The 17,383-nt window shown below is 66.1% G+C and carries 16 protein-coding genes; 9 read left to right on the top strand and 7 right to left on the bottom strand.

Annotated features, from left to right (window positions below; all coding sequences use genetic code 11):
* The first annotated feature begins 30 nt into the window (after positions 1-30).
* The 5 genes from AXA74_RS03425 (at position 31) to AXA74_RS03445 (ending at position 5,588) form a co-directional block, all read left to right on the top strand.
* Entirely contained in the window at positions 31-2,754 is a 2,724-nt protein-coding gene (locus AXA74_RS03425; RefSeq protein WP_032977790.1) for a DUF4118 domain-containing protein, read from the top strand.
* A 4-nt stretch (positions 2,755-2,758) separates the two neighbouring features.
* Entirely contained in the window at positions 2,759-3,451 is a 693-nt protein-coding gene (gene kdpE, locus AXA74_RS03430; protein ID WP_029579036.1) for a two-component system response regulator KdpE, read from the top strand.
* 111 nt (positions 3,452-3,562) lie between these two features.
* Positions 3,563-4,312: a TorF family putative porin gene (locus AXA74_RS03435; RefSeq protein ID WP_032977792.1), complete on the top strand. Its 750-nt coding sequence runs from the start codon at positions 3,563-3,565 to the stop codon at positions 4,310-4,312.
* Positions 4,313-4,409: 97 nt separating this feature from the next.
* Entirely contained in the window at positions 4,410-4,631 is a 222-nt protein-coding gene (locus AXA74_RS03440) for a hypothetical protein (RefSeq protein ID WP_126623669.1), read from the top strand.
* A 9-nt stretch (positions 4,632-4,640) separates the two neighbouring features.
* Positions 4,641-5,588, top strand: a complete 948-nt coding sequence (locus AXA74_RS03445) for a dihydrodipicolinate synthase family protein (protein ID WP_029579033.1) — start codon at positions 4,641-4,643, stop codon at positions 5,586-5,588.
* On the opposite strand, the gene icd is transcribed toward AXA74_RS03445, so the two are convergent.
* A complete protein-coding gene (icd, locus tag AXA74_RS03450) occupies positions 5,503-6,759 on the bottom strand; it encodes an NADP-dependent isocitrate dehydrogenase (protein ID WP_029579032.1) in 1,257 nt (418 codons plus the stop codon). The two genes, AXA74_RS03445 and icd, sit on opposite strands and share 86 nt — an antisense overlap.
* 158 nt (positions 6,760-6,917) lie before the next feature.
* On the opposite strand from icd, the gene AXA74_RS03455 reads away from it, so the two are divergent.
* Positions 6,918-7,343 carry a DUF1841 family protein gene (locus tag AXA74_RS03455; protein WP_029579031.1) on the top strand — a complete coding sequence of 142 codons (426 nt, stop codon included), beginning with the start codon at positions 6,918-6,920 and terminating at the stop codon, positions 7,341-7,343.
* Positions 7,344-7,349: 6 nt separating this feature from the next.
* Here AXA74_RS03455 and AXA74_RS03460 read toward each other — a convergent pair whose 3' ends face one another.
* Together AXA74_RS03460 and AXA74_RS03465 are read right to left on the bottom strand one after the other, a co-directional pair.
* Complete coding sequence (locus AXA74_RS03460) at positions 7,350-7,706, bottom strand: c-type cytochrome (RefSeq protein ID WP_029579030.1); 357 nt, start codon at positions 7,704-7,706, stop codon at positions 7,350-7,352.
* Positions 7,707-7,718: 12 nt separating this feature from the next.
* Complete coding sequence (locus tag AXA74_RS03465) at positions 7,719-8,072, bottom strand: c-type cytochrome (protein WP_029579029.1); 354 nt, start codon at positions 8,070-8,072, stop codon at positions 7,719-7,721.
* Positions 8,073-8,235: 163 nt separating this feature from the next.
* On the opposite strand from AXA74_RS03465, the gene AXA74_RS03470 reads away from it, so the two are divergent.
* Together AXA74_RS03470 and AXA74_RS03475 are read left to right on the top strand one after the other, a co-directional pair.
* Positions 8,236-9,105: an AAA family ATPase gene (locus tag AXA74_RS03470; RefSeq protein WP_032977795.1), complete on the top strand. Its 870-nt coding sequence runs from the start codon at positions 8,236-8,238 to the stop codon at positions 9,103-9,105.
* Between the two features lie 5 nt (positions 9,106-9,110).
* Positions 9,111-10,283, top strand: coding sequence for a vWA domain-containing protein (locus AXA74_RS03475; RefSeq protein WP_029579027.1), 1,173 nt, complete (start codon positions 9,111-9,113; stop codon positions 10,281-10,283).
* 9 nt (positions 10,284-10,292) lie between these two features.
* On the opposite strand, the gene AXA74_RS03480 is transcribed toward AXA74_RS03475, so the two are convergent.
* Positions 10,293-10,631: a hypothetical protein gene (locus tag AXA74_RS03480; RefSeq protein WP_029579026.1), complete on the bottom strand. Its 339-nt coding sequence runs from the start codon at positions 10,629-10,631 to the stop codon at positions 10,293-10,295.
* Between the two features lie 282 nt (positions 10,632-10,913).
* On the opposite strand from AXA74_RS03480, the gene AXA74_RS03485 reads away from it, so the two are divergent.
* Positions 10,914-13,670, top strand: coding sequence for a M16 family metallopeptidase (locus tag AXA74_RS03485; RefSeq protein ID WP_032954863.1), 2,757 nt, complete (start codon positions 10,914-10,916; stop codon positions 13,668-13,670).
* Positions 13,671-13,751: 81 nt separating this feature from the next.
* Here the strand turns inward: AXA74_RS03485 and dnaJ are convergent, their stop codons facing one another.
* From dnaJ to AXA74_RS03500, 3 genes are all read right to left on the bottom strand, one after another.
* Complete coding sequence (gene dnaJ, locus AXA74_RS03490) at positions 13,752-14,876, bottom strand: molecular chaperone DnaJ (protein ID WP_032971496.1); 1,125 nt, start codon at positions 14,874-14,876, stop codon at positions 13,752-13,754.
* Between the two features lie 108 nt (positions 14,877-14,984).
* Positions 14,985-16,919 (bottom strand): molecular chaperone DnaK, encoded by a 1,935-nt coding sequence (dnaK, locus tag AXA74_RS03495; RefSeq protein ID WP_029579022.1) that lies wholly within the window; start codon positions 16,917-16,919, stop codon positions 14,985-14,987.
* A gap of 87 nt (positions 16,920-17,006) precedes the next feature.
* Complete coding sequence (locus AXA74_RS03500) at positions 17,007-17,381, bottom strand: thioredoxin family protein (protein WP_029579021.1); 375 nt, start codon at positions 17,379-17,381, stop codon at positions 17,007-17,009.
* Positions 17,382-17,383 lie beyond the last annotated feature (2 nt).

Genomic DNA, 17,383 nt, shown 5'->3' on the forward strand with positions numbered 1-17,383 from the left:
GCGCGTCGCCTCTTCACGATTCCCCATCCCATGGCCGAACCCGGCGCCCGGCGCCCCGACCCCGACCGCCTGCTGCAATCGCTGCGGCAGGAGGAACAGGCCGCGCGCCGTGGCCGCCTGCGTATCTATTTCGGCGCCTCGGCCGGCGTGGGCAAGACCTACGCCATGCTGGCCGGCGCGCACGCCCAGATGGCCCAAGGCACCGATGTGCTGGCCGGCGTCGTCGAAACCCATGGCCGCCAGGAAACCCGGCGGCTGCTCGAAGGCCTGCCCCAGCTGCCGCCCAGGCAGCTGCCCTACCGCGGCCGCGAACTGCCGGAGTTCGATCTGGAAGGCGCCCTGCGGCGCCGCCCCGGACTGGTGCTGCTCGACGAGCTTGCCCACAGCAATGCGCCGGGGGCCCAGCACGCCAAGCGCTGGCAGGACGTGCAAGACCTGCTGCACGCCGGGATCGACGTATGGACCACGCTTAATGTCCAGCACCTCGAAAGCCTGAACGAGGCCGTGGGCGGCATTACCGGCGTGCGGGTCTGGGAGACCGTGCCCGACGACATCTTCGACCAGGCCGACGAGATCATCCTGGTCGACCTCTCGGCCGATGAATTGCTGCGCCGGCTCAAGGACGGCAAGGTCTATGTTCCCGAACAGGCCCGCCACGCCACGCGCAACTTCTTCCGCAAGGGCAATCTCATCGCGCTGCGCGAATTGGCCCTGCGCCGCACCGCCGAGCACGTGGACGAGGATGTCCAGGCCTATCGGCGCGACGCGGCCATCCAGCCGGTGTGGCGCACGCGCGAAGCCCTGGCCGCCTGCATCGGACCGGACGGCGATGCCGAGCACCTGGTGCGCAGCGCGCATCGCCTGGCCCAGCAGCTCGACTGCGAATGGCATGCCATCACCATCGAGGGACTGCGGGTGCAGCCGCCGCCCGAGGGCCAGGCCCGGCGGCTGGAGCGGGCCCTGGCGCTGGCCGAAAGCCTGGGCGCGCATTGCGAAACGCTGGCCGGCACCGATAGGGTGGAGGCCACGGCGCGCTATGCGCGGCGCCACAACGTCACCAAGATCGTAGTCGGGCGCGCACAAGGCGGCTGGGCGCGCGTGCCCTGGCTGGACCGGCTGCTCACCCCCGGCCGCCTGTGGCACGGCCGCGGCTTTGCCGAACAGCTCGCGCGCGCCTGCCCCGATATCGACATCCTGCGCGTGGCGGCGCCCGCCCATGCGCCAGCGCCGCCGGCCGGGCGCGAACCGCCCTCCCCGGCGCGCGCCGCGCCCCGCCGCTGGCCAGGCTACGGCTGGGCCCTGGCCTATTGCGCGCTGGCCACCGGCGTCTCGCAGGCCGCCTTCCCGCTGCTGCACCAGACCAATATCGTCATGTTCTACCTGCTGGCCGTGGTCGGCGTGGCACTGCGCCATGGGCGCGGCCCGGCCGCGCTGGCCTCGGTGGTCAGCGTGCCTTTGTTCGATTACTTCTTCGTCCAGCCGATCTCCTCCTTTGCCGTCTCCGACGTGCAATATGTGCTGACCTTCGCCGTGCTGCTGGGCGTCGGCCTGCTCATCGGCCAGCTCACCGCGGGGCTGCGCGTGCAGGCCGAGACCTCGGTCAAGCGCGAGGCCGATGCGCGGGCGCTGTATGAATTCGCGCGCGAGCTGTCCTCGGCGCTGCAATCCGAGCAGATTGTCCAGGCGGCCGAGACTTTTCTGAAGGCGGCCTTCGACGCCGACAGCGCGCTCTACATCCTCGGCCTGGACGACCGGCTGCGCCTGGCCGCGTCCTGCGGCATGGCCCCCGAACCGGCGCTGGCGCAATGGGTCCAGGACCACGGCCAGCCCGCCGGCGCCGGCACCCGCACACTGGCCAACAGCCCCCTGCTCTACCTGCCGCTGGCCGCGCCCATGCGCGTGCGCGGCGTGCTGGTGCTGCGAACCGCGCGGCCGGTGGCCGCTTCGCCAGCGGCCTGGCGCCAGGCGCAGGCCTATGCCACCCTGATCGCCATTGCCGTCGAACGCCTGCACTACGTGGAGGTCGCCCAGCAGGCCTTGCTGAATGTCGAGTCCGAAAAACTGCGCAACTCCCTGCTGGCCGCCGTCTCGCACGACCTGCGCACACCGCTCACCGGCCTTATCGGCATGACCGAAACCCTGGCCCGGGGCTCGCCGGATGCCGCTACGCAAGAGCAGGCGCTGGCCATCCGCGACCAGGCCCGGCGCATGCACCTGATGGTGGTCAACCTGCTGGACATGGCGCGCCTGCAAAGCCACGGCGCGCCGCTCAAGCGCGAATGGCAGTCCATCGAGGAACTGGTCGGCGCGGCGCTGGCCACCATGCGCGAGACGCTGCGCGCGCATCGCTTGCGGGTGCTCCCGCTGTCGGATCTGCCCTTGGTCGAATGCGACGGCATCCTTATCGAGCGCGTACTGTGCAATCTGCTCGAAAATGCCGCCAAGTACAGCCCGCCCGGCGGCGCCATCACGCTGGAAGGCCAAGTGCGGGGCGAAGTCCTGCAAGTCAGCGTCACCGACCAGGGCCCGGGCATCGCGCCTGGCCGCGAGGAACTTGTTTTCCAGAAGTTCACGCGCGGCGAACGCGAGTCGCCGCTGCCCGGGGTCGGCCTGGGCCTGTCGGTATGCCGCGCCATCATCCAGGCGCACCACGGCCGCATCTGGGTGGAACCCGCGCCGGGCGGCCAGGGCGCGCGCTTTGCCTTCGAACTGCCGCTGGGCCAGCCGCCCGCCATCGAGACCGAGACCCCGTGACGCCATGTTCGACTACCAACCCACCGTGCTGATCGTCGAGGACGATCCCCATATCCGCCGCTTCGTCAGGCAAGCCCTGGAATCCGAAGGCTGCGCCGTGTTCGAGACCGAGACCGTGCAGCGCGGGCTGATCGAGGCCGGAACGCGCCAGCCCGACGCCATCGTGCTCGACCTGGGCCTGCCCGACGAGGACGGCATGGCCCTGCTGCGGGAGCTGCGCGGCTGGACCGAAGTGCCCGTGCTGGTGCTGTCGGCCCGCGCCGAGGAAAGCGACAAGATCGCCGCCCTGGATGCCGGGGCCGATGATTACCTCACCAAGCCTTTCGGCGTGGGCGAGCTGCTGGCGCGCTTGCGCGTGCTGCTGCGCCGCCACGCGCGCGGCGGCGCCGGCCAGGCCGCCGAGGCGCGGTTCGGCGATGTCCACGTCGACCTGGCGCGCCGCCTGGTCACCCGCGCCGGCCAGCCCGTGCACCTGACGCCGATGGAGTACCGGCTGCTGGCCGCCTTGCTCTCGCGGCGCGGCAAGGTCGTCACCCACCGCGAGCTGCTGCGCGAAGTCTGGGGCCCCTCGCATGTCGAGAGCAACCACTACCTGCGCATCTACATGGGGCATCTGCGCCAGAAGCTGGAGGCCGACCCGGCCCAGCCGGCCTACCTGCTGACCGAGGTCGGCGTGGGCTATCGCTACGCGGGATAAAGCGCCTTTTTTTGCGCGCGCTTTGCGCGCACGGCCCGGTTTCATATGCGGCGTTTACGCGCATTTTCCTAGAGTGTCGCCTTGCTCACCGCGTCACTCAGGAGAACATCGATGCCACGCGCCTTCGCCCGTCTTGCCGCCCTTGCCCTGCTTGCCCTGCCCTTGCCTTCGCCAGCCTCGGAAGCGCCGGCCGCATCCAGCTTGACGGCCAATCTCGGCCTGGCCACGCAGTACCGCTACCGCGGGCTGATGCAGACCAATAATCAGCCCGCGGTCTCGGCCGGCGTGGACTATCAGCATGCCAGCGGCCTTTACCTGGGCAACTGGAACTCCAGCATCAGCTGGCTGGACGACAGCAACCCCGATGTGAGCGCGCCGCTGGAGATGGATTTTTATGGCGGCTACAAGGGCACGCTGGCGCCCGGCCTGCCTTTCGACATCGGCGTGCTCCAGTACTACTACCCCGGCGATTATCCGGCCGGCTACACCCGGCCCGACACCACCGAAGTCTACGCGGGCCTGGGCTATGGCCCGGTGTTCTTCAAGTACTCCCTCAGCCTGGGCAATCTCTTCGGTGTCGCCGGCAGCCGCCACAGCCAGTACTTCGACCTCGGCGTCAATATGCCCTTGGGCATCTGGGACCTCACGCTCAACGCCCACGCCGGCTACCAATACGTGCACGGCCTGGCAAACGGCTCTTACTGGGACGGCAAGCTGGGCCTGACCAAGGACTTCGGGCAGGGCTGGACGGCGCAGTTGGCCTATGTCGACACCAACGCCGACAAGCGCGTCTACACCAATAGCAAAGGGCGGGACATGGGGCGCGGCACGGTCATCCTGGCGGTCACTCGCAGCTTCTGACGTTGACAGCATTTTTACGCGCAACGTGGCGCTTTATGCGTGCCGTTTACGCGCGGATTCCTATAGTGAAGCCGTGTTCCACTCTTTCCTGAACATCATGGCGACCCCCTGCTTGCTGATCCGCGTGGAAACCCCGCAACTTCCCCTGCTGCGCCGCGCGCTGCGCCTGTGCGGCGCGCCCAGGAGCGATTACCGGCTGGTCGAGCATGGCGCGCGCATCGGCATTGCGCTGGCCGCGCGCGACCGCTCGCGCCTGGAAACGCTGATGACCGGCCTCATGCGCCTGCTGCCCCGCGCCGAATTCGGCCCGCTGTCCTGAGCCCGCGCCATGCACAAGACACTGCAAGGCATCTGGCTGCCCCTGATCACGCCCCTGCGCGCCGGGCGCGTCGACCTGGAGGCGCTGCGGCGGCTGGCCGCCTACTACCGGGATGCGGGCCTGGATGGCCTGCTGCTCTTCGGCTCGACCGGCGAAGGCAATCTGTTGAGCCTGTCAGAGAAAGTGGACATGATCAGCGCGCTGCGCGCCGACCCCGGGGGGCTGCCCCTGGCCTTCGGCGTGGGCGGCGTGGACACGCGCGGCGTGGCGGCCCTCATGCAGCGCCTGGAAAAATATGCGCCGGCGGCCTGGCTGGTCGCGCCGCCCTATTACCTCTGCCCCAGCCAGCAGGGCATGCTCTGGCACTATCGCGAGCTGGCCTGGACCACACGGCACCCCATCATTGCCTACAACGTGCCCAAGCGCACCGGCAGCGCGCTGACCGTGGCCACGCTGGAGCGGCTGCGCGCGGAGCTGCCCGGCGTGATCGGCGTCAAGGAGTGCGACCCCGTGGCCTTGGCGGCGCTGCGCGGCCGCGGCAGCATGCCCGCCATCTGCGGCGAGGACATGGCGCTGCTGGAACATTGGACAGCCGGCGGCCAGGCGGCCATCCCGGCCAGCGCCCATCTGTTTCCGGCGCTGCACGTCAGCATGCGCCGGCAGGCGCTGCAAGGCGACAGCCAGGCGGCCAGCGCCAGCTTCGCGATGCTGCGGCATCTGATCCGGCTGCTGTTTGCCGAACCCAATCCCGCGCCCCTGAAGAAGGCGCTGGCCTTGCAGGGCTGGATCGAGGACGAGCTGCGCCCGCCCATGATGCCGGCCAGCGAAGCGCTGGCCGAGCGCCTGCGCCGGGCCCTACGCGGCCCGGGGCTTACATGTTCCGGATCATTTGCTGGCCGAAGCCCGAGCACGACACCTGCACGGCGCCCGGCAGCAGACGGGCGAAGTCATAGGTGACGTGCTTGGACTGGATGGTTTTCTCCATGCTGGAGATGATGAGGTCGGCAGCCTCTGTCCAGCCCATGTGGCGCAGCATCATTTCGGCGGACAGGATCTCCGAGCCTGGGTTGACGTAGTCCTTGCCGGCGTACTTGGGCGCCGATCCATGCGTGGCCTCGAACATCGCCACGGAATCGGAGATATTGCCGCCCGGCGCGATGCCGATGCCGCCGACCTGGGCGGCGACCGCGTCGGAGATATAGTCGCCATTGAGGTTGAGCGTGGCGATGACATCGCACTCTTTCGGGCGCATCAGCACTTGCTGCAGGAAGGCGTCGGCGATGCTGTCCTTGATGAGGATGTCACGCCCGGTCTTCGGGTTCTTGAACTTGCACCACGGCCCGTTGTCCACCAGCTGCGCGCCGAATTCGCGGCGCGCCAGGGCATAGCCCCAGTCGCGGAAACCGCCTTCGGTGAACTTCATGATGTTGCCCTTGTGCACCAGCGTGACGGAGCTGCGGTCATGATCGATGGCGTACTGGATGGCCTTGCGCACCAGGCGTTCCGTGCCCTCGCGCGAGACCGGCTTGATGCCGATGGACGCGCTTTCGGGGAAGCGGATCTGGGTCACGCCGAGCTCGTCCTGGAGGAATTCGATGAGTTTCGTGGCCTCGGGGGTGCCGGCCATGTACTCGATGCCGGCGTAGATGTCCTCGGAGTTCTCGCGGAACAGCACCACATCGGTATTCTGCGGCTCGCGCACCGGCGAGGGCACGCCCTCGAAGTAGCGCACGGGCCGCACGCAGGCATAGAGGTCCAGCTGCTGGCGCAGGGCCACGTTCAGGGAGCGCATGCCGCCGCCCACCGGCGTGGTGATCGGGCCCTTGATGGACACGAGGTATTCGCGCACCACCTCCAGCGTCTCCTCGGGCAGCCAGTTGTCGCCCCCATAGACGCGCGTGGCCTTCTCGCCGGCATAGACCTCCATCCAGTGGATGCGGCGCTTGCCCTGGTAGGCCTTCTCGATGGCGGCATCCACCACCTTGAGCATGACCGGTGTGATGTCGGCGCCCGTGCCATCGCCTTCGATATAGGGGATGATGACCTGGTCCGGAACGTTCAGGCTGAGGTCGGGATTGACCGTGATCTTCTGTCCCCCCGGGGGGATCTTGATATGTTGATACGACATCGTGCTTGCTCCACTCTCCATTGACGCGCGTGCCCGCGGGCGCTGCGGCGCCGCCGGCGAACATGGAGCCATTCTATAGTGCAAAACGGAGGGAGGTCCGGCGCGGCCAGCACCAGGGGTAAAATATGGGCCTGCAAGCACTTTTCCCTGGCGCAACGATGTTCAATCCCTCGCGCGACCAAGTTCGCGAATTCTTTATCGAAACCTGGCGCAAGCATCGGGCAACCGAGGTCCTCACGCCGCTGGAGTCGATGGCGCTGGATTGGATGCTCGAACACCCCGAATACCACGGCGACCTCGAAAGCCCGGACGCCATGACGGCCGAGTACCCGGTCGAGAAAGGGCGCACCAACCCCTTTCTGCACCTGTCCATGCACCTGGCCATCGCCGAGCAGCTGTCCATCGACCATCCGCGCGGCATCCGCGACGCCTACCAGAGACTGGTACGCCGCATGGACGCGCACCAGGCCGCCCATGAAATCATGGAGTGCCTGGGCCAGGTGGTCTGGGAAGCGCAGCGCCTGGGCGCGGCGCTGGACAGCGAGGTCTACATCGACCTCATCCGCCAGCGCGCCGAGCGCTGAGCCGCCTTATTTGTGCACGCTCAAGGGGCCGGGCAGCGAAGCCAGCCAGGCCGTGACATTGGCGATGTCCTGATCCGAGAGCTGGGCGGCAAACGCCCCCATGATGGGGTTCTTGCGCACGTTGGCCGTGGCCGCGCTGCCCGCCGCGCCGCGCTTGTAGGCCTTGAGCGCATGCGCCAGATAGTCCGCATGCTGGCCGGCCAGCACCGGATACTCCGGCTGCACCGAGTTGCGCGCATCCGCGCCATGGCAGGACGCGCAATTGAACTTCTCGAACACCGCGCGTCCGGCGGCCAGGTCCTGGGCCTGCGCGGAGGCGGCCAACAGGGAAGCGCCCGCAAGGGCAAGCATCAAGCGTTTCATGGTTTGCCCCGTTTATTTGAGTTGGGAGTAGTACGCGGCCAGATCAGCGATATCCTGATCCGACAGGCTGCCGGCGATGGCGTCCATCGTCGGGTGGCTGCGCGCGCCTTTCTTGTACTCATTGAGGGCCGCCTCGATGTACTTGGCGTTCTGGCCCGCAATCATGGGGACATGGTACAGCTCGGGAAACGAGGCCTTGTATCCAGGGATGCCATGGCAACCTATGCACATCGAGATCTTGTCCCGGGCATTCTGGACATTGCCGGCCGGCGGCGCATCGGCGGCCCACAGGGGGCCTGAGATGGCACAGGAGGCTACTACGGACAGCACATACAGCTTGCACTTCATCGAGGTTCGCGACTTCATTGGAGTGACTCTTGGAATGGCTGAAACGGGGCTGTGAAAGGCTTCGGGCCAAGCCCGGCCGCAAATCCAGGCGATTGTACGATAATTGTTGCGAAACCAAGCCTTTCGTCTGTCCGCCGCACAGGCGGGCTAACCCGCATAGCCTAACCTGAGTTTCGCCTCCATGTCCCAATCCTCCGCCGCCGCAAGGCCCGAACGCTTCGAAGGCACCGACCGCTACGTTGCCACCGATGACCTCAAACTCGCCGTCAACGCCGCGCTGACGCTGCAGCGTCCGCTGCTCATCAAGGGCGAGCCGGGCACGGGCAAGACCATGCTGGCCGAAGAAGTGGCCCGCGCGCTGGGCCGCCCCCTGCTGCAATGGCACATCAAGTCCACCACCAAGGCCCACCAAGGGCTTTACGAGTATGACGCGGTCTCGCGCCTGCGCGACTCGCAGCTGGGCGACGAGAAAGTCCGCGACATCCGCAACTACATCGTGCAGGGCACCTTGTGGCAGGCCTTCGAAGCCGAAGAGCCGGTCGTGCTGCTCATCGACGAGATCGACAAGGCCGACATCGAGTTTCCCAACGACCTGCTGCGCGAACTGGACCGCATGGAATTCCATGTCTACGAAACGCGCCAGACCATCGCCGCGCGCCACCGCCCGCTGGTCATCATCACGTCCAACAACGAGAAAGACCTGCCCGATGCTTTCCTGCGCCGCTGTTTCTTCCACTACATCCGCTTCCCCGAGCGCGAGACGATGCGCGACATTGTCGCCGTGCATTTCCCGCAGCTGCGCGAGGACGTGCTGCGCGCCGCCCTGGACACGTTCTTCGCGCTGCGCGCGGCGCCCGGGCTGAAGAAAAAGCCTTCCACTTCCGAGCTGCTGGACTGGCTGCGGCTGCTGCTGGCCGAAGGCGTGGACGCCGAACGCATCGACGCCCACGCGGCGGTCCCCATCCTGGCCGGCGCGCTGCTCAAGAACGAACAGGATGTCCAACTGCTGGATCGCCTCTCCAGCATGGCCCGCAACGCGCAACGCCGCTGACCGACATGCTGACCGACTTCTTCTATCACCTGCGCGCGCACCGGCTGCCGGTCTCGGTCAATGAATACCTGACCCTGCTCGAAGCCCTGCGCGCCCAGGTGATGCCGCCGACGCTGGACGATTTCTACTTCCTCGCCCGCACCACCCTGGTCAAGGACGAAAGTCTTTTCGACCGCTACGACCAGGCCTTCGGCAGCTATTACAAGAAGATCGAGGCCGTCCTGCCGGCCGACCGCGAGATCCCCCTGGACTGGCTGATCAAACAGTTCGAGAAGAGCCTGACCGACGAAGAAAAAGCCGCCATCCAGCGCCATGGCTGGGACAAGCTCATGGAGCTTTTCAAGCAGCGCCTGGCCGAACAGAAAGAACGCCACGCCGGCGGCAACAAATGGATAGGCACCGGCGGCAGCTCGGCCTTCGGCAATGGCGGCTACCACCCGGAGGGCATCCGGGTCGGCGGCCAGTCGGCGGGCCATCGCACCGGCGTGAAGGTCTGGGACATGCGCCAGTTCCGCGACTACGATGATCAGGTCGAACTGGGGACCCGCAACTTCAAGGTCGCCTTGCGGCGCCTGCGCCGCTTTGCGCGCGAAGGCGCCGACCTGGAGCTGGATCTGGACGACACCATCGCCAGCACCGCGCGCAACGCCGGCTATCTGGATCTGCGCCTGGTGCCCGAACGGCGCAACAACGTCAAGGTGCTGATGCTGCTGGACGTGGGCGGCAGCATGGACGACCACATCGCGCGCGTCGAGGAGCTGTTCTCGGCCGCGCGCAGCGAGTTCCACAACCTGGACGTCTACTACTTCCACAATTGCCCCTACGAGTCCTTGTGGCAGAGCAATGCCCGCCGCAAGAACGAGCGTTTCGACACCTGGGATGTGCTGCGCAAGTACAACCCCGACTGGCGTCTCATCATCGTCGGAGACGCCACCATGAGCCCGTACGAGATCCTGCAGCCTGGCGGCTCGGTCGAACACTACAACAAGGAAGCGGGCGCGGTCTGGATGCGCCGCCTGCTCGATGCCTGGCCCAAGGCCGTCTGGCTCAATCCCGAGCCGTCGGCCTATTGGCAGTACCGGCAATCCATCGCCCTCATGCGCGACATCATGCAGGAGCGGATGTTTCCGGTGACGGTGGCGGGCCTGGAGCAGGCCATGCGGCTGCTGGCCAAATAGGCCGGCGCCTCAGGCCGCGCGGCCGCCGGCCCGCGCGGCGGGGCAGCCCCGCCAGGCGATCTCCTCGGCGTCCATGTCCAGGTCGAACAGGTCATTGGCCGCGACCCCGCGCGCGATCTCGACCTCAAGCACATGCCCCGAAAAACCGCAAGGCTGCACACCCGGCTCCAGGTGATAGCGCCCGCCATTGACGTCCACCACATAGGTGGTCGCATCATGCGTCAGGATGGCGACATAGCGGCCGTCCTCGCTGGCGTAGGCGTAGCGGAATTGCCCGCGGATATGGTCTTGGGTCAGGGAACGGCCGAACAGAAAAGAAAGGGCTCGCGTGACGGTATCGGTCAGCATGGAAAACATCCTCCGGAGGGGCGTGGCGGCAGCGGCCGGCCACGGCAGGGAGCGCGATCTGGCAAGCGCACGCGCCGGCAAGGCAACGGCGTGGAGGCGATGGACGGGTAGCCGGGGAGCTGTCGCACGACCCGTCTGGGTGGACGGCGATGCGTCCACTGTGGCCAGGGTACTGCGGCGGCTGCGTCCCCTACAAGCGTCCCCTTCTGGCGAAGGGGACGGTCCGAACCATTTCCAGCGTATACACTCAAAGCCACTTCGCCGTTGCAAAGGATCCTCAATATGCGTTTTACGCTGACCGGTTTCGCCAGCCGCCTGAGCGCCGTGCTGCTCGCTTCCTTCGTGGGCCTGCAAGCCGGGGCGGCTCCGTCCCCCAAGGCCACCGAGGTCACTTCCATCGAAGGCATCACCGAGTACCGGCTCGACAATGGCCTGCGCGTGCTGCTGGTGCCGGATTCGTCCAAGCCCACGACAACCGTGAACATGACCTATCTGGTCGGTTCGCGCAACGAAAACTACGGCCAGACCGGCATGGCCCACCTGCTGGAACACATGCTGTTCAAGGGCACGCCCACCACGCGCAACGCCCTGGGCGAGTTCTCGCGCCGCGGGTTGCAGGCCAATGGCTCGACCTCCACCGACCGCACCAACTACTTCGCCAGCTTCGCCGCCAATCCGGAGACGCTGCGCTGGTACCTCGGCTGGCAGGCCGACGCCATGGTCAACTCCCTGATCGCCAAGGAAGACCTGGACTCCGAAATGACGGTGGTGCGCAATGAGATGGAAAGCGGCGAGAACAATCCTTTCCGCATCCTCATGCAGAAGATGCAGGCCGCCGCCTACCAGTGGCACAGCTACGGCAAGAACACCATCGGCGCGCGCTCGGACGTCGAAAACGTCGATGTCGGCCAACTGCGCGCCTTCTATCACGAGTATTACCAGCCGGACAACGCCGTGCTCATCGTGGCCGGCAAGTTCGATCCCAAGACCGCGCTGGCCGACATCGAGGCCACCCTGGGCAAGCTGCCCAAACCCAAGCGCGAACTGCGGCGCGAGTACACCGTCGAGCCGGCCCAGGACGGCGAGCGTTCGGTGACGCTGCGCCGCGCGGGCGGCACGCCGCTGGTTGCAGCCATGTACCACATCCCGGCCGCCGGCAGCCCTGATTTCATACCCATGGACCTGGCCACCGTCATGCTCTCGGACACGCCGTCCGGGCGGCTGTACCATGCGCTGGTGCCCACCAAGCTGGCCTCCGATGTCTTCGGCTTCACGATGGACCAGCGCGATCCCGGCGTGGCCATGTTCGGCGCCCAATTGCAGCCCGGCATGGACCAGGACGCCGCGCTCGCCGCCCTGACCAAGACGCTGGAGACGCTTTCCACCCAGCCGTTCACTGGCGAGGAGCTCGAGCGCGCCCGTAACAAGTGGCTCACCGCCTGGCAACAGACCTATAGCGACCCGGAAAAAGTCGGCGTGGCCCTGTCCGAGGCCATCGCCACTGGGGACTGGCGCCTGTTCTTCCTGCAGCGCGACCGCGTCCGCGAGGCCAAGCTGGCCGATGTCCAGCGCGTGGCCGATACCTATCTGCGCCAGAGCAACCGCGTCGCCGGCCGCTACATCCCCACCGATAAGCCGCAGCGCGCGCCCCAGGATACCCGCCCTGACCTCAGCGCCGTCTTCAAGGACTACAAGGGCGACCCGAATTTCAAGGCGGTAGACGCCTTCGATCCCACCCCCGCCAATATCGACAAGCTGACCCAGCGCCGCCGCCTGGACCTGCCCAACGGCCCGGTCGACTTGGCCCTGCTGCCCAAGGCCACCCGCGGCAACCGCGTGCAGGCCGACCTGCTGGTGCAATTCGGCGATGCCGAGAGCCTGCGCGGGCAGCGCACCGCCATCGGCGCCGTGGCCGACCTGCTTGCCCGGGGCACGCCCACGCTGACGCGCCAGCAGATCAGCGACCGCATCGACCAGCTGCAGGCCGACGTCTCCATCAACGGCGCGGGCACCGATTTGTCCATCACCATGTCCACCACCGGCCAAAACCTGCCAGCGCTGGTCGAACTGATGCTGGACATCACGCGCAACGCCAGCTTCCCGCAGGACCAGCTCGACGAATACAAGCGCCAGTCGGCCACGGCCATCCAGAGCGCGATGACCGAGCCCACGGCCCTGGCCTCGCGCGCGCTGGCCCGCCACAACAACCCCTGGAAGCCCGACGACATCCGCTACGTGCCGACCTTCGACGAGGCGCTGTCCAATGTCCGCGGGCTGACACGCGAGGCCGTGGTCCAGGCCCATGAGCGTTTCTATGGCGCGGGCCAGGTCAAGTTCTCGGCCGTCGGCGATTTCGATCCCGCCGCCGTCGAAGCCGCCCTGAAAAAAGGCCTGGACGGCTGGAAGCGCGCCCCGGCCTATACCCGCATCCCCGACCCCTTCCGCCAGGTCAAGGCCGAGCGCTTCACCATCGAGACGCCGGACAAGGCCAATGCCTTCTATATCTCGCGCATGCCCTTGCAGCTGCAGGACACCAACCCGGATTACGTGCCGCTCTATCTGGCCAACTTCCTGCTGGGCACCTCCGAGACCTCGCGCCTGTGGCATCGGGTGCGCGAGACCGATGGCCTGTCCTATAACGTGCGCAGCAATCTGTCGATCTCTTCCTATGAGCCCAGCTCCAGCTGGACGGTCTACGCCATCTACGCCCCCGAGAACCGGGCCCGCCTGGAGACGGCCATTTCCGAAGAGCTGGCGCGGGTGCTGAAAGACGGCTTCAGCGACAAGGAAGTGCGTGACGGCATCGCCGCCCTGCTCAACTATCGCAGCCTGGCCCGCGCCCAGGACGACGTCCTCGCTTCCAACTGGATGAACTATATGCGCACCCAGCGCAGCTTCGCCTGGTCGGCCGAAGTCGATAAAAAACTCGCCGCGCTCACGCCGGCCGCGGTCAACGCCGCCCTGAAGAAATACCTCAAGCCCGAGGCCTTCAGCACCGCGGTGGCGGGCGACTTCACCAAGCAGAAAGCCGCGCCCTGATCGCTGCAAGCAAAAACCCCGAAGCCTGGACCGCGGTCCAGGCTTCGGGGTTTTTTTCACACCAGGCGGGGGGCGGGGCGATCAGCTGAAGAATTCCTTCACGCGATCGGTCCAGGACTTGCTCTGCGGCGAATGGCGATCGCCCCCGTCATTGAGCGAAGCCTCGAACTGGCGCAGGATGTTCTTCTGCTCTTCGCTCAGGCGCACCGGTGTCTCGACCACCACATGGCAATACAGGTCGCCCGGGTAGGAGGAGCGCACGCCGCGTATGCCCTTGCCGCGCAGACGGAAGGTCTTGCCCGACTGCGTGCCCTCGGGGATGGAGATCTCGGCCTTGCCGCCCAGCGTCGGCACCTGCAGCTCGCCGCCCAAGGCCGCCGTGGTGAAGGGGATGGTCAGCTCGCAATGCAGATCGTCGTTGTCGCGCTGGAAGATGCGGTGCTGCTTGATATGGATCTCGACATAGAGATCGCCCGCCGGCCCGCCATTGACGCCCGGTTCGCCATTGCCCGCCGAGCGGATGCGCATGCCGTCATCGATACCGGCCGGGATCTTGACCTGCAGGGTCTTGTTGCGGCGCGTGCGGCCCACCCCGTCGCAACTGGGGCAGGGATCGGTGATCTCCTTGCCGCTGCCATGGCAGGTCGGGCAGGTCTGCTGCACGCTGAAAAAGCCTTGCTGCATGCGCACGGCCCCCGAGCCGCCGCAAGTACGGCAGGTCTTGGGCGAGGTGCCGGGTTTGGCGCCCGAGCCATGGCAGGTATCGCAGTTTTCCCAGCTGGGGACGCGGATTTCGGTCTCAAACCCGCTGGCGGCCTGCTCCAGCGTGATCTCCAGCGCGTACTTCAGGTCCGCGCCCCGGTAGACCTGGGGTCCGCCGCCGCCGCGGCGTCCACCGCCGAAGATCTCACCGAAAATATCGCCAAAGGCGTCGGCGAAGCCGCCGCCCATGCCGGCCCCGCCCATGCCGGCGGCATTCGGGTCCACGCCCGCATGCCCATAGCGATCATAGGCAGCGCGCTTTTGTTCATCGCCCAGGACTTCGTAGGCCTCCTTGGCCTCCTTGAACTTTTCCTCGGCTTCCTTGTTGCCCGGATTGCGGTCCGGGTGGTACTTCATGGCCAGCTTCCGGTAGGCCTTCTTCAGTTCGTCGTCCGAGGCGTTCTTGGCCACACCCAGGACTTCGTAATAATCGCGTTTTGCCATGATCAATCAGGGCTCCGGAAAGAGCCAGTTTTCGGGGACGGATGAAAAACATCCGCCCGATAACCAGAATCCAGTTACCGGGCGAAGCCTTGCATCATAGAACGAACATCAGTTGTCGCGCTTGACTTCCTTGAAGTCGGCGTCGACCACATTGTCATCCACCGGCTTGGCGTTGTCGGCCGCCTGCTGGTGAGCCGCCTGCTGCGCGGCCTGCTGGGCCTGGGCATCGGCGTACATCTTCTCGCCCAGCTTCTGCGAAGCCTGCGTCAGCGCCTCGACCTTGGCGTCGATTTCGGCCTTGTCGCCCGACTTGAGCACATCTTCGACGTCCTTCAGGGCCTTTTCGATGCTTTCCTTCTCGGCCGCTTCCAGCTTGTCGCCGTACTCGGTGAGCGACTTGCGGGTCGCATGCACGAGGCCGTCGGCCTGGTTGCGCGCCAGGGCCAGCTCGGCCAGGCGGTGATCTTCCTCGGCATTGGCCTCGGCATCCTTGACCATGCGCTGGATCTCGTCTTCCGACAGACCGGAGTTGGCCTTGATGGTGATCTTGTTTTCCTTGCCCGTGCCCTTGTCCTTGGCCGAGACGTGCAGGATGCCGTTGGCGTCGATGTCGAACGTGACTTCGATCTGCGGCATGCCGCGCGGCGCCGGCGGGATCCCCTCGAGGTTGAACTCGCCCAGGCCCTTGTTGCCCGCGGCGATTTCACGCTCGCCCTGGAAGACCTTGATGGTCACGGCCGGCTGGTTGTCGTCGGCGGTCGAGAAGGTCTGCGAGAAGCGCGTCGGGATGGTCGTGTTCTTCTGGATCATCTTGGTCATCACGCCGCCCAGGGTTTCGATACCCAGGGAGAGCGGGGTGACGTCCAGCAGCAACACGTCCTTGCGGTCGCCCGACAGCACGGAACCCTGGATGGCGGCGCCAGCGGCGACGGCCTCGTCAGGGTTGACGTCCTTGCGCGGCTCGCGGCCGAAGAATTCCTTGACCTTTTCTTGCACCTTGGGCATGCGGGTCATGCCGCCGACCAGGATGACGTCATCGATGTCCGAGACCTTGACGCCGGCATCCTTGATGGCGACACGGCAGGGCTCGATGGTGCGCTCGATGAGCTCTTCGACCAGGGCTTCCAGCTTGGCGCGCGTGATCTTCAGGTTCAAGTGCTTGGGGCCCGAGGCATCGGCCGTGATGTACGGCAGGTTGATCTCGGTCTGCTGGCTCGAGGACAGCTCGATCTTGGCCTTCTCGGCGGCTTCCTTCAGGCGCTGCAGGGCCAGCACGTCCTTGGACAGGTCCACGCCCTGTTCTTTCTTGAACTCGCCGATGATGTAGTCGATGATGCGCTGGTCGAAGTCTTCGCCGCCCAGGAAGGTGTCGCCGTTGGTCGACAGCACTTCGAATTGCTTCTCGCCATCGACGTCGGCGATTTCGATGATGGAGATATCGAAGGTGCCGCCACCCAAGTCATAGACGGCGATCTTGCGGTCGCCCTTCTCGGCCTTGTCCAGGCCGAAGGCCAACGCGGCCGCGGTCGGCTCGTTGATGATGCGCTTGACTTCCAGGCCGGCGATGCGGCCGGCGTCCTTGGTGGCCTGGCGCTGGCTGTCGTTGAAATAGGCAGGCACCGTGATGACGGCCTCGGTGACCGGCTCGCCCAGGTAGTCCTCGGCGGTCTTCTTCATCTTGCGCAGCACTTCGGCCGACACTTGGGGAGGCGCTTGCTTCTTGCCGCGCACTTCGACCCAGGCGTCGCCGTTGTCGGCCTTGACGATGCTGTAGGGCATCAGGTGGATGTCCTTCTGCACCGCCTTTTCGTCGAACTTGCGTCCGATCAGGCGCTTGACCGCGTACAGGGTGTTCTTGGGGTTGGTGACCGCCTGGCGCTTGGCCGGGGCGCCGACCAGGATTTCGCCGTCTTCCATGTAGGCGACGATGGAGGGCGTGGTGCGGGCGCCCTCGGCGTTTTCAATGATCTTGACCTGGCCGCCATCCATGACAGCCACGCAGCTGTTGGTCGTACCCAGGTCGATGCCGATGATTTTGCTCATGGTAGGAGTACCTTGAAGAATCAGTTATTGATCGAATTAGTCGAAAGAATCACAGTCCCAGCCTAACTGGGGATGACCGCAGGGTTTTCAAGATCCGATTTGCAGCCGCCGGATGGCCCCGCTGAATTGCGGCAGGCCGGGCCAGCCGGTGATCCGGCCCAGGCGCTTGCCGCCACGGAACAGCACGAAAGTCGGCACGCCGTGCAGGCCGAAACGCTGCCCGAGCGCGGGATCCGCGTAGACGTCGGCCTGGAACCAGGACAGGCCCAGCTCCCGCAGGGCGTCGCGATGCAACAGCGCGGTCTGCTTGAAAATATTGCAGTTGTAGCAGTCCTCGCCCCAGAGGAAGACACAGCGCAGATCATCCCCCGCCGTATTGACGACGATTTCGTCGAAATTGGCGCTCGATACCGGCAACATACCGAAGGTTTCGAACACCTGGCTGGGATCAAAGCCGCTCATGG

Origin of the sequence: Bordetella hinzii LMG 13501 (genome assembly GCF_001548475.1) — a bacterium.
GTDB classification, from domain to species: Bacteria; Pseudomonadota; Gammaproteobacteria; order Burkholderiales; family Burkholderiaceae_B; genus Bordetella; species Bordetella hinzii.

Coding starts and splice junctions, on each gene's coding strand:
- AXA74_RS03425 (WP_032977790.1), top strand. CDS start 31: ATGGCCGAACCCGGCGCCCGGCGCCCCGACCCCGACCGCCTGCTGCAA.
- kdpE (WP_029579036.1), top strand. CDS start 2,759: ATGTTCGACTACCAACCCACCGTGCTGATCGTCGAGGACGATCCCCAT.
- AXA74_RS03435 (WP_032977792.1), top strand. CDS start 3,563: ATGCCACGCGCCTTCGCCCGTCTTGCCGCCCTTGCCCTGCTTGCCCTG.
- AXA74_RS03440 (WP_126623669.1), top strand. CDS start 4,410: ATGGCGACCCCCTGCTTGCTGATCCGCGTGGAAACCCCGCAACTTCCC.
- AXA74_RS03445 (WP_029579033.1), top strand. CDS start 4,641: ATGCACAAGACACTGCAAGGCATCTGGCTGCCCCTGATCACGCCCCTG.
- icd (WP_029579032.1), bottom strand. CDS start 6,759: ATGTCGTATCAACATATCAAGATCCCCCCGGGGGGACAGAAGATCACG.
- AXA74_RS03455 (WP_029579031.1), top strand. CDS start 6,918: ATGTTCAATCCCTCGCGCGACCAAGTTCGCGAATTCTTTATCGAAACC.
- AXA74_RS03460 (WP_029579030.1), bottom strand. CDS start 7,706: ATGAAACGCTTGATGCTTGCCCTTGCGGGCGCTTCCCTGTTGGCCGCC.
- AXA74_RS03465 (WP_029579029.1), bottom strand. CDS start 8,072: ATGAAGTCGCGAACCTCGATGAAGTGCAAGCTGTATGTGCTGTCCGTA.
- AXA74_RS03470 (WP_032977795.1), top strand. CDS start 8,236: ATGTCCCAATCCTCCGCCGCCGCAAGGCCCGAACGCTTCGAAGGCACC.
- AXA74_RS03475 (WP_029579027.1), top strand. CDS start 9,111: ATGCTGACCGACTTCTTCTATCACCTGCGCGCGCACCGGCTGCCGGTC.
- AXA74_RS03480 (WP_029579026.1), bottom strand. CDS start 10,631: ATGCTGACCGATACCGTCACGCGAGCCCTTTCTTTTCTGTTCGGCCGT.
- AXA74_RS03485 (WP_032954863.1), top strand. CDS start 10,914: ATGCGTTTTACGCTGACCGGTTTCGCCAGCCGCCTGAGCGCCGTGCTG.
- dnaJ (WP_032971496.1), bottom strand. CDS start 14,876: ATGGCAAAACGCGATTATTACGAAGTCCTGGGTGTGGCCAAGAACGCC.
- dnaK (WP_029579022.1), bottom strand. CDS start 16,919: ATGAGCAAAATCATCGGCATCGACCTGGGTACGACCAACAGCTGCGTG.
- AXA74_RS03500 (WP_029579021.1), bottom strand. CDS start 17,381: ATGAGCGGCTTTGATCCCAGCCAGGTGTTCGAAACCTTCGGTATGTTG.